Consider the following 24,772-nt stretch of genomic DNA (forward strand, 5'->3'; position numbering starts at 1 on the left):
CGTGACGAATAGAATTTCAATTTAAATCCCATCCTTTTTCCTTAAATTCACATCATCAAAAAATTGATCATCCCATGTCGAACATTAAACTCATTATCGAAGAAAGGCCCGCAAATATTGGCAATTTTATGGTTGGCAGACTCCTGCCTTTCAGAGAGAAACGTATGGTTGGGCCATTTTCATTTATTGATCATATGGGCCCTGCTGCAATGAGTGATCATGAAAACCTTGATGTTCCACCCCATCCGCACATTGGTTTATCTACCTTAACTTTCTTATTCGAAGGCGAAATTACACATAAAGACAGTTTGGGATCGGATGTTGTAATTAAACCTGGGCAGGTAAACTGGATGACTTCAGGCAGTGGCATTGTACATTCAGAAAGGACCCCAGAGTACCTTCGTCATACCGATAAAATGCTCCATGGCTTACAGATCTGGGTAGCCTTACCTAAAGCTTTAGAACAAATGGAGCCTGAATTTTGCCATGTAGAAGAGGCAGACATTCCAACCTGGACTCAAGATGACGTACATTTTAAATTAATTGCCGGAGAAGCTTTTGGGTATAAATCTCCCGTTCCAGTGTACAGTCCGCTGTATTTTTTAGAATTAAAAAGTACAAACCGGGAGAAAGTAAATATTGGCGATTACCTATTTGGCGAAAGTGCGTTGTATATTTTAGAAGGAGCAATAGAGAGCGATGGACATATTTTCGAACCGCGCCAAATTTTAATAGCAAATGACGCCAAACTGTGCGAATTTACCATGCACGAAAACACTACGGTTTATATTTTCGGGGGCGAACCTTTTCCCGAGGAACGTTTTATTTACTGGAATTTTGTTGCCTCTGATAGGGAATTGATTGAAAAAGCCAAAACAAAGTGGCTGGAACAAACTTTTAAACCTGTACCGGGAGAAACTGATTTTGTTCCTTTACCAGATCCCATTCGCAACATTAAACATTAATTCTTTCTAAACAGATTCATATTTACCGAAACGGCCACGCCTGTTGACGATAGCCTGGTATTGCCATAACCTATATTCGTTAACGGAATTTTCATAAAAGGTTTAGCACTGATACTTAAATTACGATTGATTTTGTGCTGAAATTCTAAACCAATATTGGCAATACCCAAATAATGCTGGTTTTCATTTTTTACTTCGAAATCCTGAGGACCTTGGTAAGTGCCGGTGTAAGAAAAGCTATATTTCTCTTTTAACATTAAATAACTGGATAAGCCTGTACTTACAGAAATGGAATTCCGTCGGTTATCAAAAACTTTATAGTTTAAATTGAGCGGAATATCCAGTACATCACAATTGGCATGGATATTTGATGGTGTTACACCAAATACATAGTCTGTATTGGGTTTGTATAAACTAAAATCTGAATTGTAAATTTTCTTTGCATAAGATGCACCTGTAGTAACACTTAATTTTTTGGTTAGAATTAGGGTTGCCTCCAGGCCAAAACCGCCACTTAAGCTACTTTGCCCAGACTTTTGTACGCTAGTTAAATCTGGTGCAGCTAGAATACTTAATATCAATCGCGACTTTTTCTTAAAAATTGGCTCTTTAATTTTTGCTATCTTACCATGAGCAGGCGCTAATACAAGGTTTTGCGTTTCAAATGCTATTGGTTCCGTTTCAGTCCTTATTTCCGGTTTATAAATCACATTAACTAACTGGTTACCAGGATCACTGCCAGCTTCCATAATTTTTGTAAAAATTTTTTCTACAAATTGTGTTTCAGCGGTATTTTGCCTATTGGCAGCTTTGTCTGTATTATTATTGCCAGCCAATAAACTTTCTCCCCCATTTTTGGCAGAAGCGTTCTCATCTGATGGCTTTTTAATTAAATTTGGTTTATCATTTAAAGGCTTATCTATATTTTTGTTTTTTTCTGTCCTAGCTTTAACCAGATTGTTTTTAGATTGATCAGCACTTGGTTTAGCCAATAAAAACACCACCAGCAACAATGCAGCTATTCCAGCCACAGCAGTTAACCACATCAATGGCACTACCCTCCTTTTTGGTGATGGATGCAACTTCTCCTCCAGACTATCCCAATCTAAATCATTAAAAGGAAGGTCAGGATTTTCCAATCCATCCTTAAATAATTTATCTATATCTTTTCCCTCTTTCATTGCGTATTTGTGTTTAACCTAACCTGTAAAAGGTTCCTGTCTACTTCCGAACTCCTTACCTGGTAAGTTTTCGCCTCCGTAGCTTTTAACATTTCCTGTAATTTTTGCCTTGCTTTAAACAGGTTAGATTTTGACGTACCTACCGATATCCCAAGCATTTCGGCAATTTCTTCATGCGTATATCCATCTATGGCAAATAGGTTAAAAACGGTTCGGTAACCCGGACTTAGTTCTTGCACCAGTGCCAGTAAATCCTGATAAGCCAACTTATCATATATAGAACTTACCTGCGCTACATCTTCATGATCAACAATATCTACATGATCTGCAAATTTTAGATTTGCCCGATAGTAATCAATAGCAGTATTGGTTATGATGCGCCCAAGCCAGGGTAAAAAAGCTTTGGTAGGTTCATATTTGTCAATGTTCTTAAAAGCTTTAAAAAAGCCATCATTCAGTATTCCCGCAGCATCCAACCGATCGTTTGCATAACGCAAACAGATACCCATAGCAAAGCTATAGAAATGTTGATATAGCGCTTTTTGGCTATCTCTTTCATTTCTAATGCAGCCTTGAATATACTTTTGTATAATATCTTCTCTGTCGCGCTTAGCGGTCACAAACTCTCCTTTCAAAATACATTACGATGAGGAACAACGAAAGGTTGCTTCAAAAATTACTTTTTTAGAAATATTTTATATCATTCATTTGGTTTAAAAATATTCATCATGAAAGCAACCATTTAAAACTTGTAGGCGTAATAGCGGCATATCAATTTTATTAAAGTTAAAACTAAAAACAAAAATCTTATGCTAATCTACTTAAAAAAGAATCTATTGGCTGTTGTGTGTATAGCCATGGTATTTACTGCATGCAAAAAAAATAGTTCAGACCAACCTACAACTACACCTGTTCCCAATAACAATAAGGGAATCCAATTGGCCACCGATGCTAAATTCGGATCTGTATTAACAGATAAAGACGGCAAAACCTTATACTTTTTTGCAAACGATGCTGGGGGTACACCAACCTGTACTGATGGTTGTGAAACCGCTTGGCCACTATATTACTCAGCAGATGCCAGTACAGATTTAAACCTCAACAAAGCCGATGTTGGTGAAGTTACCCGTACTGATGGACGTAAACAAAGCACTTACCGTGGTTACCCACTTTATTATTTTGCAGGTGATGCCGCAAAAGGTGATATTAAAGGTGATGGAGTTGGTGGAACATGGTTTGTAGCGAAGCCCGATTATTCATTAATGTTGGCCAATGCACAATTGGTAGGTGCCGATACCAAAAGTTATACCAGTGCCTATGTGGAAGGGACCGGACTTACTAAATACTTTACAGATGCATTTGGCAGAACACTTTACACTTTCGCTCCTGATAAAAATGGAGTAAATAACTATACAAAGGGTACAACGCAAGAAGGAATCTGGCCAGTTTACACTTCTGAGATCCTGAATGTTCCATCCGTGATTGCAAAAACGGACCTTGGTGTAATTACTGTAGCCAGCGTTAATAAAAAACAACTTACCTACAAAGGATGGCCACTATATTATTTTGTAGGAGATACAAAAAGAGGAGATAACAAAGGTATTACCATTGGTGGTATCGGCACACTTTGGCCTTATGTTTCAACCACAATTACGGTTGCACCGGCACAATAAAAATATTTTAGGTTAGAAAATATTGAATGGTCGGCTGTGTTTACGCAGCCGACCATTTTTATACCTCGAGTAAAGCTTGTTTAATTTTTTCAGCTGCTTCAGCCAATTCCTCATTGCTTGGCTTTAATTTTTCTTTACTGAAATTCATATCGCTTACATTATTCATTGGAATTAAATGAATATGCGCATGCGGCACTTCCAATCCGATTACCGAAACGCCCACTTTTTTGCATGGGAAAGCTATTTTCACACCTTTAGCTACAATTTTAGCAAACATCCACAAACCAACGTACAGATCTTCCTCCATGTCAAAGATATAATCCACTTCAGTTTTTGGTATCACCAGCACATGGCCGGCCGTTAATGGCGAAACATCTAAAAATGCCAGATATTCTACAGTTTCAGCAACAACATGGGCAGGGATTTCGCCTGCAACGATTTTTGAAAAGATAGTCATAAGGTGGAAGGTTAAAGGGTGGAAGGCATAGGGTTAAGTGTTTGGCGACAGGCGTTTTAATAATCACTTACCGCCAAACGCTATTCGCTTATCTCGAAATTTCTAGAACTTCAAACTGCATTTTACCTGCAGGCACTTCGATTTCGGCAAATTCGCCTACAGATTTACCCAACAAACCCTGTGCAATTGGCGATTTAACAGAAATTTTTCCGGTTTTTAAATCGGCTTCACTTTCGGCCACCAATTGGTAAGTCATGGTTGCACCGTTTTTAACATTTTTTATTTTTACAATAGATAATGCCAATACTTTTGACAAATCCAATTTAGACTCATCAATTAAACGGGCATTTGCCAATGTGTTTTTTAATTTTGCTATTTTTGCTTCATGCAATCCCTGCGCTTCTTTAGCAGCATCGTATTCGGCATTCTCCGATAAATCACCTTTATCCCTTGCTTCTGCAATTGCTTTAGATATTAGCTGACGACCGGTGGTAGTTAAATAATGAACTTCCTCTTTTAATTTATCTAACCCTTCTTGGGTGTAATACGTTACCTCTGTCATTGCTCTATTAATTTTATTCAAACGCTATAAAAAACAAACAAGACTATATAGTTGGTTTGCTACATAGTCTTGCTTCAATTATAACGAAGATAAAATGTGGAAATTACAAAAGCAAATAAAAGATTAACATTTAACGGATTTTTAGATTTAGCGACCCTTTTTTACACCAACCTGTTTCCTTTACAGACAAAATTAACCAGACACGTAACATTCAATTATACACGTACTCAAAATTCAATCATTAGTTTTAATTTAGCTTAAATTATTCTTAAAAAATGAAAAAGTTATTTTCTATTGCCCTCCTCGTTTGCCTGAGTGGTTATACGGTTTCTGCACAGGAACTTTACATGCCCCGGAATATTAAAGCTGCCTATGCGAAAGGTACGCGTGCTATTAATGGGAAACCTGGTCCAAATTATTGGCAAAACCATGGTAAATACAACATGGATATTCAGGTAGATGCCGAAACCAAAGTAGTTAGCGGTAAAGAAGAAATTTTATATAGTAACAACAGTTCCGATACCTTAAAAAATCTGGCCATCCGCTTTGTAAACAACCTGCACAAACCCACCTCACCAAGAAGCGGTGCTGTAAGTGAAGACTTTTTAAGTACAGGCTTAGATATTAAGGCCTTTTGGGTAGATGGCCAAAAATATAAAGTGGATAGCAAAAGCTGGGGAACAGTTGGTAATGTAACGCTGAAAAAACCTTTATTACCAAAATCAAAAATTACGGTTAAAATTGAGTGGGATTACCCTTTATCAAAAGAAAGCGGACGTGAGGGACAGATTGATCCAAACTCATTTTTTGTGGCTTACAGCTATCCGCGCATATCGGTATACGATGATTATAATGGCTGGGACCGCATTCCACATACCGATAGGGCTGAATTCTATAACGACTTTAATGATTACGAATTCACGATCAAAGCCCCTAAAAACTATGTGGTGTATGCAACCGGAGATTTCCTGAATCCGGATGAAGTATTGCAACCGGAGATTTCTGCCCGTTTAAAAAAATCATATAACGGAGACGAAGTAATCCATATCGCTACCGAGCAGGAAATGAAGGATGGTAAAGTAACGCAACAAAAAGACTGGAATACCTGGAAGTTCGCGGTAAATCACATTACCGATGTCACTTTTGCTTTGAGCAACCACTACGTTTGGGACGGTGCCAGCGTAATTGTAGATAAAAAAACCAATCGCCGTGCCAGTGCCCAGGCTGCCTACAACCCAACTACAGGAAAGGACTTTATCAATTCTGTTAAATACAATCTTAACGCTTTAGACTGGTTTTCGAACAATTGGCCAGGTATTCCCTATCCTTATGTAAAAACCATTGCTTTTCAGGGTTTTGCCGACATGGAGTATCCGATGATGGTGAACGATTCGCAATTTGGCGACCCTGTATTTGCACAACTGGTTCAGGATCATGAAGTGGCACATACTTATTTCCCTTTTTATATGGGTATAAACGAAACCCGTTATGCCTATATGGATGAAGGTTGGGCCACTACATTCGAATATTTAATTGGGATTGCCGAACATGGTAAACAGGCTGCTGATGATTTTTACAGAAAATTTAGAGTAGACAACTACATTAACGATAAATCTGCAGAAGAAGATCAGCCTGTAATTTCAATGTCTGATCAGGTTTCTGGTGCAGGTTATGGCAATAACTCTTACGGGAAAGCTTCATTATCTTATTTAGCGCTTAAGGATATGCTGGGCGATGACTTGTTCAAAAAAGCACTACATACCTATATGAGCAACTGGAATGGCAAACATCCTATTCCATGGGATTACTTTAACTCCATGAATGCAGGTTCCGGGCAGAATTTAAACTGGTTTTTCCAGAATTGGTTCTTCACGAATAATTACCTCGATTTAGCCATTAGCAAAGTAACAACTGCAAAAGAAAAATCGACGGTAACTGTTAAAAATGTTGGTGGTTTTGCAATCCCCTTTGATGTAGTAGTCACTTACGCAGATGGTAAAACTGATACCATACACCAAACACCAGCGGTTTGGAAAGCAAACCAGAAAGAAGTTAATATCATGGTTAATACCACTAAAAAAATAACGTCAATCAGTTTGGATAACGGCATTTATGTAGATGCCACACCGAAAGACAATATTTGGAAAGGGAAATAAGTAGCAGCTTGCAATTTTCAGTTGGCAGTTATATCAAACTACCAACTGAAAACTGTTGAATGAGAACTGCAAACTAGTAACTGAGAACCGGCTCATGTTTAACCGGAAAATTCAATGAATTGGCAATAAAACACATTTTATTGGCTTCATGATGTAGCGACGCTGCAAGTTCGTAATGTGCCTTATCGGCTATTAAAATCTGAGGATGCAGCGTAACTTCTCTAAAACGGCCGCTCCCATCAGCCAATTCTTCCATGGTACCTACAGCTTCATCTTTATAATCAATAACCACAATTCCATTTTTAGAACATAAGTGTAGATACCAGAGCATGTGGCAGCTGGAAATTGAGGCTAACAACAAATCTTCCGGGTTATATTTAGATTTATCGCCCAAAAAAACAGAATCAGACGAACCTGCAATATCGGCCTTACCTTTTACTGAAATTACATAATCACGATCGTACGAACGGTAATCCATTGTACCTGATCCTTTGTTGCCCGTCCAGGTAACGGTGGTTGAATATAAATGATCTTTCGGCATAATTAAACTGGTTAGATTATAGCCAATTTAAGAAAATAAAATGGAGATTTATACCTTTTTTAAACCTAAGTATTGAGTTTAAATAGCTGTTAATTTTTATTTTGAGCGCGTGGCTTGTGTAAGAAAATAAATTGGCTCCTGTGTTCCGCTTATACGCTTTGGGCTTCGTACCTCTGCCCTGCAGGGTAACGCTTCACCCAGGGCTAAATGGCAAAAGCAGTAGTTTATTTTAAGAGTTGCAGGTTGCAGCCGAACAATATAAACCTGATTGTAATGAAAAGCCCACAGCGTAGCGAGGACTTGTAATGAAAAGCAGGACAGAGCCTTAACTACTAGCAGTGCCTGTGCTTTTCAAAACCAAATAACCAAGAATTATACTAAAAACTAAGCCCGCTTAACTTCTCAACCAAAACTTCAGAAATTTTACGGTAAGAGTCGAACGTCCAACCACCCACGTGTGGGGTTAAAATCACTTTTTCGTTATTCTTTAATTCATCGTACCAGGGCTGTTCTCCCAAGGCCGGAAATTTTTCCGTTTGCAGCACATCCAATCCAGCACCCAAAATTTTTCCGTTTTTAATCGCATTCAGTACCGCAGCGGTATTTACAATCTCTCCCCTGGCGGTATTGATAAAGAAGATGGGCTTTTTAAAATGAAAGAAATATTCATCATCCACCATTTGTTTGGTTTCTGCTGTTAAAGGAATATGTAAACTTAGCACATCGCTGTATTTTACAATTTCCTCCATGCTCACCTCACGGGCAAAAGCATCAGAAAAGCCTGTTTTATACTTATCGTAAGCCATTACATCAACCTCAAAACCAGCCAGTTTCTTTGCAAAACTTTGTCCCATAAAACCATAACCAATAATCCCGACTTTTTTGCCCTTCAATTCGTAACCACGGTTCCCTTCCCTATCCCAAATACCATTTCTAATTTCGATATCAGCCCTACGGAAGTTGTTCATTAAAGATAAAAGCAAACCTGTGGCATGTTCGCCAACAGCATCACAGTTGCCTTCGGGTGCATTAATCAATTCGATATTTCTTTCAAAGGCAATTTTATCATCAATATTATCCAACCCAGCCCCTGCCCTGGCCACAAACTTTAAATTGGTAGCAGCAGCAAAAATCTCGGCATCAATCCTAAATTTCGTACGTACGGCAATGCCCGTATAATCCTTTATTTTATCTAATGTTTGCTGGCGGGTAATCTGTGGCTCATCATCAACCTGGTAGCCCATGGCAATGGCCTGCTCTTTAAATGCAGGGTGCAGATCATCAACAATTAATATCCTTTTCATAATGTACAAAAGTAACATTTTGCAGATTGATCAATTGTAATATTCTATCATTGCTACTGGCAGACTGAAAACTGCCAATTGTAAACTGTGAACTGCAGATTACCCACAAAAATATTACTATAAAATGGCTGTAATAAAATAGTTACGCCCCATTTATTAAACTTAGTTGCCGTTACTTTGTCTCCCTTTATAAAAACACACGAAATTTTATTTTTAATGAGACTTTTACAATCAAGAACTATACAAATTACCCTTTTATTTTTAAGCTTATCATTTAACATTTTCGCACAAACAAGCGGAAAGGCAAAAATTACCGGAGTACTTAAAGATGCAAAAACACAAGAAACCATTCCCTTTGCCACAGCGGTTTTAATTGATAAAGCTACGGCCAAAAACGCAAAAATAGCCCAGACCGATGTGAACGGTGCTTTTGTCATGACCGATATTCCTAACGGAACCTTTACTTTTAAAATCAGTTTTGTTGGTTACCAAACCATGGTGAGGGATAATGTAACCATAACGGCCAGCACAGGCACCTTAAATTTTGGCGACATTAAAATGAATACGGCAAAAGGTAATGTATTAAGCGAAATTACCATAACCGGCCAAAAACAAGGCATGCAAATGGGAATCGATAAAAAGGTTTTTGCTGTAGATCAGAGCGTAATCAGCGAAGGTGGTTCTGCAGGCGATTTATTACAGAATGTTCCTTCCGTTTCTACTGATATGGATGGCAATGTGAGTTTGCGTGGTTCTTCGGGTGTTAAAGTATTAATTGATGGAAAACCATCTTTAATCGCTGGCGGTAACGTAGCACAGATCCTGCAATCAATCCCGGCCAGCTCTATTGAAAGTGTTGAGGTAATTACCAATCCATCGGCAAAATACGATGCCGAAGGCCAATCAGGTATTATTAACATTGTACTTAAGAAAAATACAAAACTTGGCTTTAACGGTTCAGTTGCCTTAACTGCAGGTAACCGCGATAACTATAATGCCAATACCAATTTAAGTTTCCAGAACAGTAAGGTCAATATTTATGGAAACTATGGCTATCGTTACGGCAATCGTGTGGGAGGCGGCTTTCAGGACATCACCTATAAATCAGATTCATTAAGAACAAGGTTTGCCAGCCAAAATACAGTTTCCAACTCATTGGATAAAGGACACAATGCCAAAGCCGGTATAGATTATTATTTAACCCCTAAAAGTGTAATCAGCCTATCGGGTGGCTTTAACTCAAGAGAAAATGAGCGTAACGATCTGCTCAACATCAGACAATTAGATAAAAACCAATTGCCGGTTCTAATCAGCAACAGAACGAATAACACCGATGGTTTTGGATCAAGTTATGACGCAAATTTAGATTACGTACAGAAGTTTAAGAAACCGAAAGAAGAACTGACCTTTAATTTTGGTTATTCTTATGGCACTAACAACAACGATCAGTATTACAGTACCAATACCACTAACCGTAATGGTGTGCCCATTGATGAAACCTTGAGTTTACAGCGTGTATTTAATACTGGTAACAATACCAACTACAATATTCAGACGGATTATGCCTTGCCAGTAGGTAAAGCGGGTAAAATTGAAGTGGGTTACCGTAGCCAGATCCGCTTAGGAAAAAATGATCAATATGCAGATTCGATCTTAACCAACAGCAGTATTTATATCAGCAATAATAAATTGATCAACGGTTTTGATAGTAAAGATCAGGTGCATGCGCTGTATTTCAATTACCAGAACCAGATTAAAGATTTTGGTTATCAGATAGGTTTAAGGGGGGAAGATGCGCGTTTAGATACCCATCTGGAAGGCTACACGAACAATGTATTAACCACTGCCGAGGGAAATATCCACTACAAAAGGATATACCCAAGTGTGTTCTTAACGCAGAAACTAAAAGGCGACAACCAGCTTCAACTGAGTTATACGCGCCGTGTAAACCGTCCACGTCCATGGGATACCAATCCATTTTTAGATGTTTCCGATCCATTGAATTACAGAGGTGGTAACCCGAATTTATTACCGGAGGATGTACACTCATTTGAATTGGGTTATAGCAAATACTGGAAAAAAGTAACCTTAACCTCAAGCTTGTATTTCCGTCAAACCAATGATGTGATCCAGCGAGTAAGAAGTATACCGGTTAATGGAATTATTACCTCAACCCCTCAAAATTTATCTAAGCAGATTAACAGCGGGTTAGAATTAATTGGCCGCTTTGACCTGATTAAAGCTTTAAATTTCACCACAAACGTAAACTTGTACCAGGCAAAATTTGCTGGCGATGCACGATTTGATATCCCATCAAGCAGTGGCTTTAGCTGGAACGCCAACCTGACCGGAAATTTAACAGTAGTTAAAAATTTATCGTTACAGGTACGCGGCGACTATAGGGCACCAGAAGTGATGGCTCAGGGAAAACGCAATGCCATGTATGGAATTGATGGCGGCGCCAAATATGATTTCCCGAACAAAAAAGCATCTTTAAGTTTCAATGTTAGAGACGTATTTAATACCAGAAGATGGAGCATGACCACTGAAGATAGAGCTACCATTGTTGATTTTGAACGCCAGTTTCAGGGAACAATGGGAAATTTAACTTTCTCCTATCGCTTTGGAAAAACCACATTTACCGGCACAAATAAAAAGAAAAAAGAAGAGCAGGACAACCGCCCTGATGAAGGATCATTTTAATAACCAAAGAGCTTAGAAATCATTTCTAGGCTCTTTTTTTGCTATTGCAGAAAACCAACTACTATAAAATAAGATGATTGCTTATCTTGCGATCATGGAAGAGATCAACCCCTGGAAAACGCTGGAGAGCGAAGTAAAATACGATAACAACTGGATCCGTTTAACCGAACACCAGGTTATTAACCCATCTGGCGGCCAGGGGATTTACGGCACTGTTCATTTTAAGAATCTGGCTATCGGAATTCTTCCATTAGATGAAAACTACAATACCTGGCTGGTTGGTCAATACCGATATGCATTAAATGCCTATAGCTGGGAAATTCCCGAAGGCGGAGGGCCACACCATGAAGCACCATTAGAAAGTGCAAGAAGAGAATTACTGGAAGAAACGGGAATGAGTGCCCGAAACTGGAAAGAGATTCAAAGGATGCACCTTTCCAACTCTGTAAGCGACGAATTGAGCATCATCTATGTTGCTACCGATCTTATTCAAGGTATTGCCATGCCCGAAGAAACGGAGGAACTTGTAGTTAAAAAATTGTCTTTCGAAGAAGCCTATCAAATGGTTATGAATGGAGAGATTACCGATTCGATGAGTGTCGCAGCAATCCTAAGAGCGAAGCTTATGATCACAAATGGGGAATTGTAATGGCCATAACCACCAAATGTTCCTAACGGAACATAAAAAATATTCCATATTTTTCTACCCAGCATATGTCCCTATGGGACATTAATCATTAAAGGCCTTGGGGCGCAGATTAACTCAAATGCTAAAGCGCTAAATACCGGATTTCATAGCACATTAAGGCTTATATTTACATATACCCTATGATACGTTATCCATTCAACGCCCTCGGGCACAGATTAACTCAAATCCTGAACTGCTAAATATTAGTCATCAGAGCACATTAGGCTCAGATTTGCATATGCTCTATGATACGTCATCCATTCAACGACTTCGGGCACAGATTAATTCAAATGCTAAACCGCTAAATACCGGGTTCAATAGCACATTAAGGCTTAGCTTTGCATATGCCTTATGGTACATCATTCATTCAAGACCTTGGCTCACAGATTAACTCAAATGCTAAACAACTAAATATTTGCTGTTCCGTAGGAACAAATCCTATGTAAAAAAATAATACAATTAAAATTTTCGTTCCGTTGGAACGTTTCGTGCGAAAAAAAGGCTTAGTCTTTTGAAAATTGAAAAATAATTTTTAATTTAACAAAAGATCAGGGAACAGAGCGTATCATCGCTTTAAGGGGCTTGTTTAAAACGCTAGACCTAATTCCATAAAGCAAATCATCCTAAAATTTTTAGAGTTACGGGAATAAATTCCAGTTAGAAAACAGTACAACTAGGAATTTAAGTTTCAGAGGAAATTAATGTTGATTTAATTTAGAATGCCATGCCAAATACATACACCCAATTGCATATTCAATTTGTGTTTGCAGTTAAATTCAGAGCTGCATTAATCAAGGCGGATTGGAAAGAAAGGCTCCTGAAGTATATTACTGGAATATTTCAGGCGAATAACCACAAAATGATCCAGATTAATTGTATGCCCGATCATATCCACATTTTTATTGGCATGAGTCCACACCAATCTATTTCTAGTCTGATCCAAAATGTAAAAACAGAAAGTTCAAAATGGATAAACGATCAGGGATTCTGCTCAGGAAAATTTGCCTGGCAAGAAGGTTATGGTGCATTTTCCTATTCAAAAAGCCATATCCAACAGGTTATTCAGTACATCCAAAACCAGGAACAACATCATAAAAAGAAGACATTTCTTGAGGAATATAACCTTTTCTTAAAAATGTTTGAGATCAAGTATGAAGAAAAATATATCTTCAAAGAACCAGCATAATTTATTATTATCTTTGCCATCCATTAAATCAACCAGATGAGCAAGCTTTTCGGATATATTTTAAGCCCTATATTTTATTTTTTATTTGGATTAACCCTTTGTATATTCCATCCTGTACAATGGCTTTGTTTTAAGCTTTTTGGCTATAAAGCACATAAGGTTTCGGTAGATATCCTTAATTTTTTTCTGACCTATTGCCAGCTTTTCCTTTTTAACTCGATCAGTTTTAAAAATGAATACGATCTGCCAACAGATAGGCCTATTATTTTTGCAGCAAACCACCAAAGTATGTACGATATCCCCTCTTTAATTTGGTTCTTAAGAAAATACAGCGCAAAATTTATTTCTAAAATTGAGCTTACCAAAGGCATTCCATCAATATCCATTAACCTTCGTTTAGGAGGCGGGGCAAACATCAACCGGAAAGATAATAAGCAGGCCATTTCTGAAATTATCAAACTTGGCCGTAGAATGAAAGAACATAATTGGAGCACCGTTATTTTCCCGGAAGGAACACGGGCAAAAGACGGACAACTGAAAACATTCCAATTTGGTGGCATAGCGACCTTATTAAAAGTGGTGCCTAATGCTTTGATCGTTCCGGTGGCCATAGAAAACTCATGGAAAATTGTGCGTTTTGGCATGTTTCCTTTAACCACAGGAAATGCGCTAAAATGGACGGTTTTAAAGCCGATAGAACCGGGAGTAAAACCACCGAACGAGATTACGCTGGAGGTAGAGAACGAAATCAGAAAAGTTTTAGGTCAACCAATGGCGCAGCCAGCTACTTTATAATTTTATTAATCTCATTAAGGATCCTTCGATTCCGACACCGTAGACAGATTTTCATAGAATGGTCGTCATCTAGACTGTAGCGCAGCGAAATGGAGAGATCTATCTAAACAGACTTCTCGTAAAATACTCCTTGTTTCTGTGAATCCTTGGCAACAAAATGGTTAATTGGTTAAACGCTAAACGCCTAACGCCAACCGCTCTAAATATTCTTATTTCCGATTACCCTAAAAAATTCATCGCGGTAGGTATCGCCTACAGGAATAATTTTCTGATTGATGGTAATACGGCTACGCTCTATGCTTTCAATTTTATCTACCGCTACAATATAAGATTTATGGACACGGATGAACTGGCTTTGAGGCAATGCTTCTTCCATCTTTTTCATGCTCTGCAGGGTGATTACACGTTCATCTTTGGTAAAAATCGAAATATAATCTTTTAAACCTTCAATAAATAAAATATCGTGCAGGTAGATTTTTTGAATCTTATGCTCTGTTTTCACGAAAATATAATCCTGAACGGGGTTTGGTGAGCCCGAAAAGGGTGCAGGTGTAACAATGGGTTGTGCTACACTGGCAGGAACTTCAATTGGTTTTACCTGATTGTGTACTTTTTCTACCGCTTTATAAAAACGATCAAACGCAATAGGTTTCAATAGATAATCAGAAACATTGAGGTCATAACTTTCTAAAGCATATTGTGGGTAAGCGGTAGTTAATATATAGTGACATTTATTGCCGGCAATTTTTAAAAACTGGATTCCGGTTAATTCAGGCATCTGTATGTCCAAAAATACTAGATCAATCCCACCACCCTGAACAATCTGCAAAGCCTCAATAGGGTTTTCACACCTTTTAACCATGGTTAAAAAAGGTACTTTAGAAATATAATCCTGTAAAATATCAAGCGCTAAAGGCTCATCATCAACAACAATACAGTTTAGGTTCATTTTAGGTTATTATTTTAATTAATGATTTTATCCGGTTTATGTCTGGTTATCGCAGATTATATGTCAATCATCAGTTCACAGGTATAATGAGTAGCCGAATTTACAACATTTAATTTATATCTATCAGGATAAACCAATTGTAACCGCCGTTCTACATTGGTTAAACCAACCCCACCCTGTGCATCTTTATTCTGCTGGTTCTTCTTATTCACTACACTAAAATGCAAAATCTTCTGGTTGGCAATGATATTGATCTTTACAGGTTCTGCCGGATCGGTTACCACGCCATGTTTAAATGCATTTTCTACAAACGAAATCAGCATCAAAGGAACAATTTTTTGATTATCGATCTCACCGTTTAAAGTGAGTTCGATATAAGCACCATCTTTAAACCGTATTTTTTGCAGTTCGATATAACTGGTTAAATAATCTACTTCTTTGCTTAAGGCAACTGTTGGTGTATTACTTTCATAAATCATGTAGCGCATAATCTCAGAAAGCTTCATAATCGCATCAGCTGTTTTATCCGATTTTTGATAGGCCAGTGAATAGATATTATTAAGCGAGTTGAAAAGAAAATGTGGGTTTAACTGAGACTTTAAAAACTGAAGCTCCATCTCACGGCGCTCACTTTCCAGGTTACGTTGAATCCGCTCACTCGCAAACCAATCAATAGTGAACTTGATAATACAGCTACTGATCATGAAAAAGCCTGACAAAAAAGTTACCCCGATCACAAAACTATGAACCGGTATATCGATCCGCTTTCCTTTAGCACTGATAGCAGTTAATACATCATCCGGATATAATACGGCTATAGCTGTTTTAGCTACAACGGTTAATGCAATCAATAATAAAAATACCAATACATATATGAAATATTTTTTCCGCTTCTTGATCAGTTCTGGAATCAAGAAAATATAATTAATGTAGAAAATTGAAATATTGATGATCCCATATACTACATAACTGATAAAATAATCTTTGCCCGTATGTATGGAATTATCAAAAATACTTACTCCAAAAATTATCATTACAATAATTGTCCAAAAAATAGCATGTAATATAAATGGCCCCCTACTTTGTTTCATTAGATATATATTAAAATTGGCGAATGTTGATATAGGTTTAGCTAATGCATATCATTCAAGCCACAAAATAAATAAAGTTTTATCGATTTACTTACACAATCTACCAACGGGCATTTTTTTTCTACGAACGGTCCAATTGGCAAATTTTATCGACAAACGCCAAAAATGTCTGTTGATCTAGAATCTTGAACACTTGGTATAATAGATTTTAGCAGGTTATTTTTCTTGAGTTTCTTTGAATCATCAAAACGGAAACAAAATGAAAACATCATCAGCAATTAGCTTAAAAAATCAAACAGTAATTACTGATGGCCTTTTCACAATCTCTCAAATAAAACTATCGACCATGAAAAAGTTAGCAAACACATCGCCATTTTTACTTTTATTAGTACCAGTATTTATGATGATTATTTTAACACTTACCGTTAACACCAATCAGAATGATGCAGAAATAGTTGTAAAACCTACAAAAACATCTGGCTCTATTGTGAAACAGGCAACTGCTATTTTCAAATAGGAATAATGGGTAATTACGCTATCGAAACCGTAGGTCTAAACTTTAACTTCGGCAACCAGGCTATAGTAAAAGATCTATCATTACAAGTACCAAAAGGGAGCATATACGGTTTCTTAGGCCCGAATGGCGCTGGTAAAACAACCACCATAAAAATCCTACTAAACCTATTGAAGTCACCATCTGATCAGGTTTTTATATTTGACAAAGAAATAAACAGCAATCGTATAGCGATCCTTAAACGCATAGGTGCTTTGGTAGAACAACCGGCCATTTATGGTCATTTAACCGGAAAAGAAAACCTGGTTAACCGTTGTATCTTACTCGGCATTAAAAAAACAAAGGCCGATGAAATGCTGTCGCTGGTAGGCTTAGCAGAAGCAGCAAATAAAAAAGCCAACAAATATTCGCTAGGCATGAAACAACGGCTGGGTATTGCCCAGGCACTAATTTCAGATCCAGAATTACTGTTACTGGATGAACCTACCAATGGATTGGACCCAAATGGAATTATTGAGGTTAGGAACCTCATGATCGATCTAGCCACTAAACACCAAAAAACAATACTGGTTTCAAGCCATCTATTGGCAGAAATAGAAAGAACAGCAACCCATGTTGGCATTATAAATAAAGGCCAATTATTATTTCAGGGTACAATTAACGAACTTCATTTATTGAGCAAACCCATGCTTGAGATCGAAGTAGACAATATTGAAAATGCGAGCACCCTACTAATAAAGCAGGGATATGAAGTTACCACAAAAACGGAAAAGGTAATTACTGTGCCATTTGTTTCTTCGCGAAAAAGTGGAGAACTAAATACATTATTAATCCAGAACGGTTTTACGGTGAGCAGTCTGTATCAGCAACGAAAAGATCTCGAAAATTTATTCCTGGATATTACTAACACCAACTAACATGCACGCTCTTTATATTTCCTTAATATCAGAATATTACAAATCCAGAAAAACCTTGGCCTTTTGGGCTGCTATATTATTACCCCTTATTATTTGTGGGTTAATCAGTGCTGGTTTTTATAACAATGCCGATAAAATCATTGCTAACCACTACCCTCCAATGCTCTTATGGGCACAGTATAGTGGCGCAGCATTAGGCGTAATGGGATTCTTAATCATGCCTTTCTATGTTATATTTATGGCCTTTTCGGTCAACAACATCGAACATAAGAACGATACCTGGAAAATGTTATTTGCCCAGCCCCTCAATAAATTTTCAATTTATGCAGCAAAATACCTATACGCTATATTTTTAATATTTATCTGCTTGTTCTTATTTGCTACACTTACTTATGCATTTGGTCATTTATTACAGGTATTGGTTCCTAAGTTTAATTTTAATCAATACAGTCCATTAGATATACTGATTAACGCTTATACTAAATTATTTTTAGCTTCTTTAGGCATTTTATCCCTACAATTTATAATAAGTTTGTTATGGAGCGATTTCCTTAAACCAATGGGAATTGGTTTTGTTGGCACCATTATGGGCATTATTGCTGCCAATGTAGGGTGGAAATATGCTTACTTGATTCCCTATTCTTTGCCAACGCTTGCTTCAAGAATAACCAAAGTAAAAAAAGGTACTGATCCATTAGCGTTCCCTGTTTTTACACAAGAAATATGGACAAGTTTAATTTATGCTTCAGTGCTTTTCATCATCGGCTATTTTATTGTAACCAAAAAGAGCATAAAGTAATTGCCCTAATAAACATACCTACAAATAAAAGCCTGCTGATTTGACTTTAGTACCAAATAGCAGGCTTTCTTGTTTAGACTGAGAGGTTATATGTATTTTAACTCTTATAGAGATAATATTCTTTCTTTGAAAGCCCAAACAATTAATTGATAAGAGTTTTTAAGATCTAACTTTCTTACCATATTTCTTCGGTGCGTATTAACTGTGTGTTCGCTGATAAAAAGCATTGAACCAATTTCTTTACTATTGTACCCCATTGACAACAGGTGTACAATTTCGACTTCCCTTTCACTAATCGACCCATGATTTTCCTGCAATAGGATATTATTTATCATTTTTTGAGAGAATTAATTAGTTTCTAATAATCAGCCTTTACCAGAACAGGCTTATTTTGATATCAGTTTAAAATGTTTGTTTTAAAGGATAGACAGCTTTCTTTATTTACAATAACAAACTATTTGTTGCTATTCTATACCAAAATTAGTGTAGAGGCACAATATGATTTGAGCATAAAATCCCCTAAATTAAAGGGTGTTTTTACGGTATTTTATTTGCAAATACTTCTTGATAGATCATTAATTATTATCGATTTTTAGGCTTTTACAAACAAAACCTTTAAATCTTATGAGCAAAAAATTAAATATGGAACCTATCGACCCGAAGGTTGCAAAGGCTATGGTTGCTGCCTATGCCAAAGATGGCATGACCTCTTCAGAATGTTACACAAAGGCAGTATGGTTTCCTGCTGAACAGATTTTGGAAATCGCAAAATCAATGAGCGAAGGCAAATATGATGGATTAAGAATTTATTTCGCACAATATTTAGAAGGAGCAATCGATGGTGTTCCTGAATCATACGAAGGTAGAAATACATTATTGTTGGTACCAACTACATCAAGAGTGGGTAATGATAATGAAATAGATGACCATAAAGATGATTTGGGCAACATTGGAAACCGCGGTCAGGGCTGTCCTGACCAGTGCAATGGTACAGATTTATAACAATGAGATATTTATCCCCCATATTTATAGCAGAGGTTATTTGCTTTATAGTCGCAATCGCCATAATATGGAAAGATAAAAATGCTTTTGGAAAAGTGATCACTTGCTATTTGGCTATTGCACTTGTTACAGAGGAGGCTGCAGCCTATTTAGGCATAAGAGGAATACACAATTTATGGCTATTTAATATTTACATTATTTTTGAAATCAGCGCAATATTATACGGTCTATACCATTGCATAAAAAAATATGTTAATCCCAAGCCTATATTCCTAATAGGCTTGGGCACTATAATACTAACTTATATTTTCTTTTTATTTACTCAATCCTTTTCACAATTAAATACCGTTACAATTACCGTAATGTCCGTAATTTTTACACTTTTTTGCCTTTACTATTATTACTTGCTGGTAACGGATGAAAACTTTATTGAGATTCGCATACATCCTGAATTTTGGTGGGTCACAGGCGTTTTGTTTTATTACTTTGGAAGTACCATGTCGAATCTTTTTGATGGATTATTTACCGTTAAACTTATAGGCTTTGCTACCTTGAAATATTGCATTTATATTATATTAAACCTTATTTTATATAGCTGTTGGTTATATTCCTTTATATGCACAATGAAACAACGAAAATTGCATTCTTAGTTGCCATTGCAACAATGGTTTTCCTGCTCGTGCCCGTATTCTTGATCTTATATATCAGATCGTACAATCGGCATAAAAAGAATCATTTTCTGGAAAAACAGAATATGCAGCAGAAATTTGAGTCTGAGATGCTTCAAACTCGTGTGGAAGTACAAGACCAGACCATGCAAAGTATTGCTACCGAATTACATGACAACGTAGGCCAGTTGCTCAGTCTTACCACCCTAACGTTAAATTCCGTAAATTTAAACGATGGAGAAAAGGCTAAAAAGAAAATCGACAATTCATTAGCACTTGTTAACAAATCCATTAAAGAGTTAAGGGAACTGGCCAAGCTATTGCACGGTGAGCAGTTGGTAGAAAATGGTATTGGCCATGCCATAGATCAGGAAATCAACTGGCTTAATAAGGCAGGAACATATGAACTAAAAGTGAATAACCAGTTGGTATATCTGCAGATCACATCTCCTGATAAAGATTTGATCATTCTTCGTTTATTACAGGAAATCATCAACAACATTATAAAACATGCGCAGGCAAAACAGATACATATTGATACATATCTTGAGAAAAATGTATTACATTTAAAGGTAACTGAGAATGGTATCGGATTTGACCCAAATGAAATGAAGATAAAAAAATCTGGGATGGGACTAAATTCAATTTACAAAAGAATTGAGATGATCAATGGAAAATTAGTCTTAAATTCGGCTCCGGGCGAAGGCACGTCTATTTCAATTGAAATCCCCTACCCTTAATTATGCAGCAACCAAGTATTTCTATTGCCATTGTTGATGACCACACCCTTTTTCGCTCTGGATTAGCAAGTTTATTAGAAGAATTCGATGAAATAGATGTGATGTTCGAAGCCATGAATGGCATTGATCTTCAAGCTAAAATCAATCAGCATGCTGAAGTTCAGCTTATTTTAATGGACATTAACATGCCAGTGATGGATGGTTTTGCCACTACCAAATGGGTTAAAGCCAACTATCCAAACGTTCATGTACTAGCACTCAGCATGCTAGAAGATGAAAAAGCAATAATTGGCATGCTTAAAGCAGGCGCCGGAGGTTATATGCTCAAAGAATCTACACCTTCCGACTTATTAACTGCTATAAAGATGATTGTAAACAAAGGATTTTATGTAAATGAACTGGTATCAGGCAGGCTTTTAGTGGCTTTAAAAAATGAAGATATTAAACCAACATTCTCTGCAAGAGAACTTACTTTTTTACAATATTGCAGCACAGAACTTACCTATAAAGAAATTGCCGACCTGATGAATGTAAGCCCAAGAACGGTTGACAACTATAGGGAATCTCTTTTTGCCAAGCTAAACATTAAATCGCGCACTGGATTAGTAGTGTATGGCATCAAAAACAATCTGATCAATATCTAATCCAAAACCAATTCAAGATACTGATTTACAGAAATATACATATTAAAATTTTATTATTTTTTCGGAAAGAAAAGCCTAAAAATAGCACAAAAGCACTAGCTTATTTATTTTCAAATAATTATTAGATAAAATTTGGGCAACTAACCAATTAGTTTTAACTTTAGTTAAGGCAATTAATTTGCCATCATCCTTATTATTAACTATTATGGAAATTAAAGATTTAACTAAAGCCGAAGAGCAGATTATGCAGGTTCTATGGCAATTGGAAAAAGCATTTGTTAAAGAAGTGATTCACGAGCTGCCACTTCCCAAACCTGCATACAATACCGTATCAACAATCATTAGAATTTTAGAAACCAAAGGTTTTATTGGTCACGAAGCTTTCGGCAAGGCTCATCAGTACCACCCCTTAATCAGCAGAGAAGAATATAAACGCCACGCTACAGAAAAACTCTTAGGCAATTACTTCGAAAACTCTGTAGAGAGTATGTTCTCTTTCTTTGTTAAAGAAGAAAAACTGGATTTAAGTGATGTTGATGAGATTTTAAAAATGATTAATCAGATTAAACATAAGCCAAAATGAGTTTTGCCCACTACCTATTACAGGTAAACTTATACTTAATCGTTTTTTTCGGCTTTTACAAATTACTGTTAGATAAGGAGACCTACTTCACGCTAAACCGTATTTATTTAGTAGCTGCAGGCCTTTTGTCATTATGCACACCATTTATCCGTTTAGAATGGTTAACTGAACAGAAGGCGGCGCAACAGGTTTATACATCAGTTAATTGGGAAGCTGTATTGGCAAAAGCAACAATTGTAACAGAACGTAATGATGGCTTTAACTGGGGAAATGCATTTGTGTACATCTACTGCACAGGAATTGTATTTTTTTTAATTAGGTTCGTATTTAACTTATTCGCCGTTAAAAAACTCATTAATGTAAGTAAGGCAGGCTCAGCTTTTTCTTTTTTTGGAAAAAAAGTAATTGATCAGGACTTACCCCAAATGGATGTAATTGATATTCATGAAGAAGCACACATCAAACAATGGCATACCCTGGATATTTTATTTTTCGAAATTATAGGAATTATTACCTGGTTAAACCCGGTAATTTATCTTTATAAGAAAGCCATCAAAAATATTCACGAGTATCTGGCAGATGAACTTGCTGCCGAGTTTCAAGGTGATAAAGCTGAATATGCCATGTTATTACTCAGTAAGTCTTTTGGCATTTCACCAAATACCTTAACAAATGGCTTTTTAGAAAAATCGTTGATCAAAAAAAGAATTTTCATGCTTCATAAAGAGCGATCTAAAAAGATCGCTGTTTTGAAGTATGGAATCTTTATTCCGTTATTTGCACTTCTCATTGTACTTGCATCAGCTACTGTACGCAAAAACGAGAAGTTGTTGTCCATTACCGATCAAATCCCAATGGATAAGCCAATGGAGCTGGTTGAAAATATAGTTAGTCCGTCCGAGAAGACTGTTATGGCGCCAGAAACTTTTGTTGATGGCAAAACAGACCCAAATTGGCAAGGGTTTTATCAATTTTTAGCAAAGAACATCAAATATCCAAAGGCGGCAAACAGCAATCAAATTCAAGGCAATGCCCAGGTAAGGTTTAATGTAAAAGGAGGACGGATTACTCGCATTACATCAAATGTAAAGTTAGGCGAAGGTTGCGACGAAGAGGTAATGAAGGCAATTTTATCATACAAAGGTTTTAAAACTATTGCCAATGGCAACTATGCTTTAACAGTAAGTTTTAAAATTCCGGAATCTTCAAAAGAATTTAAGCATAAACTGTTACCTAAATCGGGCGATTATGTAAATCTAAACAAGATTAATATCATATCTTATCTTCCTAAAGATACAGAAACCAGCGATGTTAAATCTGAAAATATAAGCGAAGTATATGATTTTGTTTCGATTGAAAAACAACCAGAATTTCCGGGCGGTATCACCAAGTTTTATAAATATGTGGGCAGCAATATCAAGTATCCACAGATGGCGCAAGATAACAATGTTCAGGGTAAGGTTTTCCTTAGCTTTATTGTTGAAAAAGATGGGGCACTATCGGATATTCAAATTACACGTGGTTTAGGAAGTGGCACTGACGAGGAGGCCGTAAGGGTTTTAAAAGAATCGCCAAAATGGGATCCAGGCATCAAAAATGGTTTTGCAGTAAGGGTAAAATATAATATCAACATTAATTTCCAGCTCAACGATCCTGTAAAAGAAACCAAAACAAGCAGCATTCCTAGCTACCAGATCAGATCAAAGGAGGGTGCGAATCTAGCTCCATTGATTATTTTAGATGGTGTTAAATTAGCAGACAACAGTCAGTTGAATACAATAAACCCAAACAGTATCGAATCAGTTGAAGTGTTAAAAGATCAAACAGCAATGAATCTATATGGGCCAACAGCTAAGGATGGAGTAATTTTAGTGACCAGCAAAGGTACAAAAAGCAGTACTTTCCGGCCACTTAACTCAAAAGAGCTTACGATAGATAAAAACAATAACTTTTTCGAAATAAAAAGAACCTTCTAACCAAATTCAATATGAAAAAAGTAATCGTATTTAGCATGATGATGGGCTTTAGTTTAGCAGGGTTTGCCCAAAAAGCAGATAGTACTAAAACAAACAAAATTACACTTAGAGGCGTAGCCGCTTCTGGCAATGAGGCTTTAATTGTAATAGACGGCAATAAACAGTACTTAAGGGGACTTTCATCACTTAACGAGGTCAACCCAAACAACATTGAATCTGTAAGCATCTTAAAAGATAGCTTAGCAACGGCGCGGTATGGCGCTGATGGTTTTGCAGGGGTAATAGAGGTTAAGACCAAAAATGGTTCTTTGAGCAATAATTATGAACCTAAAGCCGCTCAAACAGAAATGAACAAATCTGATTTAAGAGGAAAAGTATCAGGATTTAGCGTGCGCCCCTCCATACCTAATATTGATACACCTAAAGAAATAAGATATTTATTGAACAGAGATTTTGACCCCAAGGCAAAACCACTTTACGTTATAGATGGAAAAGAAGTTACCAATCCTAAAATAAATGAAGAATCCATAAAATCTGTTGTAGTGATAAAAGATGCCAGTTCTCAAAAACTATATGGCGATAAAGGCAAAAACGGAGTAATAATGATTACGACTAAAAAAGCAGCCTCACAGAGAAACTAATTTTAATACATTAAAAAATTAATTTTCTCTAAACACA

The 24,772-nt window shown here is 36.8% G+C and carries 25 protein-coding genes; 16 read left to right on the forward strand and 9 right to left on the reverse strand.

The features are described from left to right. The first annotated feature begins 74 nt into the window (after positions 1–74). Positions 75–965, forward strand: a complete 891-nt coding sequence (locus OQX63_RS14340; protein WP_265851541.1) for a pirin family protein — start codon at positions 75–77, stop codon at positions 963–965. On the opposite strand, the gene OQX63_RS14345 is transcribed toward OQX63_RS14340, so the two are convergent. Further along, positions 962–2,146, reverse strand: coding sequence for a hypothetical protein (locus OQX63_RS14345; RefSeq protein ID WP_265851542.1), 1,185 nt, complete (start codon positions 2,144–2,146; stop codon positions 962–964). The two genes, OQX63_RS14340 and OQX63_RS14345, sit on opposite strands and share 4 nt — an antisense overlap. Next, the gene (locus tag OQX63_RS14350) at positions 2,143–2,781 is read right to left on the reverse strand and encodes an RNA polymerase sigma factor (RefSeq protein WP_265851543.1); all 639 of its coding nucleotides are present in this window, start codon (positions 2,779–2,781) and stop codon (positions 2,143–2,145) included. The genes OQX63_RS14345 and OQX63_RS14350 overlap by 4 nt, the downstream gene beginning before the upstream one ends. Before the next feature lie 174 nt (positions 2,782–2,955). Here OQX63_RS14350 and OQX63_RS14355 point away from each other — a divergent pair, with 174 nt between their 5' ends. Continuing rightward, positions 2,956–3,819 (forward strand): hypothetical protein, encoded by an 864-nt coding sequence (locus OQX63_RS14355; RefSeq protein WP_265851544.1) that lies wholly within the window; start codon positions 2,956–2,958, stop codon positions 3,817–3,819. Between the two features lie 58 nt (positions 3,820–3,877). Here OQX63_RS14355 and OQX63_RS14360 read toward each other — a convergent pair whose 3' ends face one another. Both OQX63_RS14360 and greA read right to left on the reverse strand, forming a co-directional pair. After that, positions 3,878–4,276: an HIT family protein gene (locus OQX63_RS14360; RefSeq protein ID WP_265851545.1), complete on the reverse strand. Its 399-nt coding sequence runs from the start codon at positions 4,274–4,276 to the stop codon at positions 3,878–3,880. 88 nt (positions 4,277–4,364) lie between these two features. Continuing rightward, complete coding sequence (gene greA, locus OQX63_RS14365; protein WP_010603520.1) at positions 4,365–4,838, reverse strand: transcription elongation factor GreA; 474 nt, start codon at positions 4,836–4,838, stop codon at positions 4,365–4,367. Positions 4,839–5,113: 275 nt separating this feature from the next. Between greA and OQX63_RS14370 the strand changes: the two genes are divergently transcribed. Beyond that, a complete protein-coding gene (locus tag OQX63_RS14370) occupies positions 5,114–6,994 on the forward strand; it encodes a M1 family metallopeptidase (RefSeq protein WP_265851546.1) in 1,881 nt (626 codons plus the stop codon). 73 nt (positions 6,995–7,067) lie between these two features. On the opposite strand, the gene OQX63_RS14375 is transcribed toward OQX63_RS14370, so the two are convergent. Beyond that, entirely contained in the window at positions 7,068–7,535 is a 468-nt protein-coding gene (locus OQX63_RS14375; protein ID WP_265851547.1) for an OsmC family protein, read from the reverse strand. Between the two features lie 377 nt (positions 7,536–7,912). After that, on the reverse strand, positions 7,913–8,839 hold the full coding sequence (locus tag OQX63_RS14380) for an NAD(P)-dependent oxidoreductase (RefSeq protein ID WP_265851548.1): 927 nt from the start codon (positions 8,837–8,839) through the stop codon (positions 7,913–7,915). A gap of 216 nt (positions 8,840–9,055) precedes the next feature. Between OQX63_RS14380 and OQX63_RS14385 the strand changes: the two genes are divergently transcribed. The 4 genes from OQX63_RS14385 (at position 9,056) to OQX63_RS14400 (ending at position 14,211) form a co-directional block, all read left to right on the forward strand. Next, complete coding sequence (locus OQX63_RS14385) at positions 9,056–11,542, forward strand: TonB-dependent receptor domain-containing protein (protein WP_265851549.1); 2,487 nt, start codon at positions 9,056–9,058, stop codon at positions 11,540–11,542. Between the two features lie 94 nt (positions 11,543–11,636). Continuing rightward, complete coding sequence (locus tag OQX63_RS14390; RefSeq protein WP_265851550.1) at positions 11,637–12,191, forward strand: NUDIX domain-containing protein; 555 nt, start codon at positions 11,637–11,639, stop codon at positions 12,189–12,191. 763 nt (positions 12,192–12,954) lie between these two features. Further along, positions 12,955–13,416 carry an IS200/IS605 family transposase gene (gene tnpA / locus OQX63_RS14395; RefSeq protein WP_265851551.1) on the forward strand — a complete coding sequence of 154 codons (462 nt, stop codon included), beginning with the start codon at positions 12,955–12,957 and terminating at the stop codon, positions 13,414–13,416. A gap of 36 nt (positions 13,417–13,452) precedes the next feature. Then, positions 13,453–14,211 carry a lysophospholipid acyltransferase family protein gene (locus tag OQX63_RS14400; protein ID WP_265851552.1) on the forward strand — a complete coding sequence of 253 codons (759 nt, stop codon included), beginning with the start codon at positions 13,453–13,455 and terminating at the stop codon, positions 14,209–14,211. Positions 14,212–14,410: 199 nt separating this feature from the next. Here the strand turns inward: OQX63_RS14400 and OQX63_RS14405 are convergent, their stop codons facing one another. After that, a complete protein-coding gene (locus OQX63_RS14405) occupies positions 14,411–15,160 on the reverse strand; it encodes a LytR/AlgR family response regulator transcription factor (RefSeq protein WP_265851553.1) in 750 nt (249 codons plus the stop codon). A gap of 56 nt (positions 15,161–15,216) precedes the next feature. Continuing rightward, complete coding sequence (locus OQX63_RS14410) at positions 15,217–16,251, reverse strand: sensor histidine kinase (protein ID WP_265851554.1); 1,035 nt, start codon at positions 16,249–16,251, stop codon at positions 15,217–15,219. 259 nt (positions 16,252–16,510) lie between these two features. On the opposite strand from OQX63_RS14410, the gene OQX63_RS14415 reads away from it, so the two are divergent. The 3 genes from OQX63_RS14415 to OQX63_RS14425 are packed head-to-tail and all read left to right on the forward strand — an operon-like array spanning position 16,511 to position 18,481. Continuing rightward, positions 16,511–16,768 carry a hypothetical protein gene (locus OQX63_RS14415; RefSeq protein ID WP_265851555.1) on the forward strand — a complete coding sequence of 86 codons (258 nt, stop codon included), beginning with the start codon at positions 16,511–16,513 and terminating at the stop codon, positions 16,766–16,768. Positions 16,769–16,773: 5 nt separating this feature from the next. Beyond that, positions 16,774–17,682: an ABC transporter ATP-binding protein gene (locus OQX63_RS14420; RefSeq protein WP_265851556.1), complete on the forward strand. Its 909-nt coding sequence runs from the start codon at positions 16,774–16,776 to the stop codon at positions 17,680–17,682. 1 nt (position 17,683) lies between these two features. Then, entirely contained in the window at positions 17,684–18,481 is a 798-nt protein-coding gene (locus OQX63_RS14425) for an ABC transporter permease (RefSeq protein WP_265851557.1), read from the forward strand. Between the two features lie 104 nt (positions 18,482–18,585). On the opposite strand, the gene OQX63_RS23480 is transcribed toward OQX63_RS14425, so the two are convergent. Next, positions 18,586–18,816 carry a LuxR C-terminal-related transcriptional regulator gene (locus OQX63_RS23480; RefSeq protein WP_205059339.1) on the reverse strand — a complete coding sequence of 77 codons (231 nt, stop codon included), beginning with the start codon at positions 18,814–18,816 and terminating at the stop codon, positions 18,586–18,588. Positions 18,817–19,105: 289 nt separating this feature from the next. Between OQX63_RS23480 and OQX63_RS14430 the strand changes: the two genes are divergently transcribed. The 6 genes from OQX63_RS14430 (at position 19,106) to OQX63_RS14455 (ending at position 24,735) form a co-directional block, all read left to right on the forward strand. Beyond that, positions 19,106–19,483, forward strand: a complete 378-nt coding sequence (locus OQX63_RS14430; RefSeq protein WP_265851558.1) for a hypothetical protein — start codon at positions 19,106–19,108, stop codon at positions 19,481–19,483. A gap of 616 nt (positions 19,484–20,099) precedes the next feature. After that, positions 20,100–20,891 (forward strand): sensor histidine kinase, encoded by a 792-nt coding sequence (locus OQX63_RS14435; RefSeq protein ID WP_265851559.1) that lies wholly within the window; start codon positions 20,100–20,102, stop codon positions 20,889–20,891. A gap of 2 nt (positions 20,892–20,893) precedes the next feature. Continuing rightward, on the forward strand, positions 20,894–21,535 hold the full coding sequence (locus tag OQX63_RS14440; protein WP_265851560.1) for a response regulator transcription factor: 642 nt from the start codon (positions 20,894–20,896) through the stop codon (positions 21,533–21,535). A 205-nt stretch (positions 21,536–21,740) separates the two neighbouring features. Further along, on the forward strand, positions 21,741–22,118 hold the full coding sequence (locus OQX63_RS14445) for a BlaI/MecI/CopY family transcriptional regulator (RefSeq protein ID WP_090502968.1): 378 nt from the start codon (positions 21,741–21,743) through the stop codon (positions 22,116–22,118). After that, the gene (locus OQX63_RS14450) at positions 22,115–24,094 is read left to right on the forward strand and encodes a M56 family metallopeptidase protein (protein ID WP_265851561.1); all 1,980 of its coding nucleotides are present in this window, start codon (positions 22,115–22,117) and stop codon (positions 24,092–24,094) included. The genes OQX63_RS14445 and OQX63_RS14450 overlap by 4 nt, the downstream gene beginning before the upstream one ends. An 11-nt stretch (positions 24,095–24,105) precedes the next feature. Next, complete coding sequence (locus OQX63_RS14455) at positions 24,106–24,735, forward strand: TonB-dependent receptor plug domain-containing protein (RefSeq protein ID WP_265851562.1); 630 nt, start codon at positions 24,106–24,108, stop codon at positions 24,733–24,735. Positions 24,736–24,772: the final 37 nt, after the last annotated feature.

Source organism: Pedobacter sp. PF22-3 (assembly GCF_026239555.1).
GTDB lineage: Bacteria > Bacteroidota > Bacteroidia > Sphingobacteriales > Sphingobacteriaceae > Pedobacter.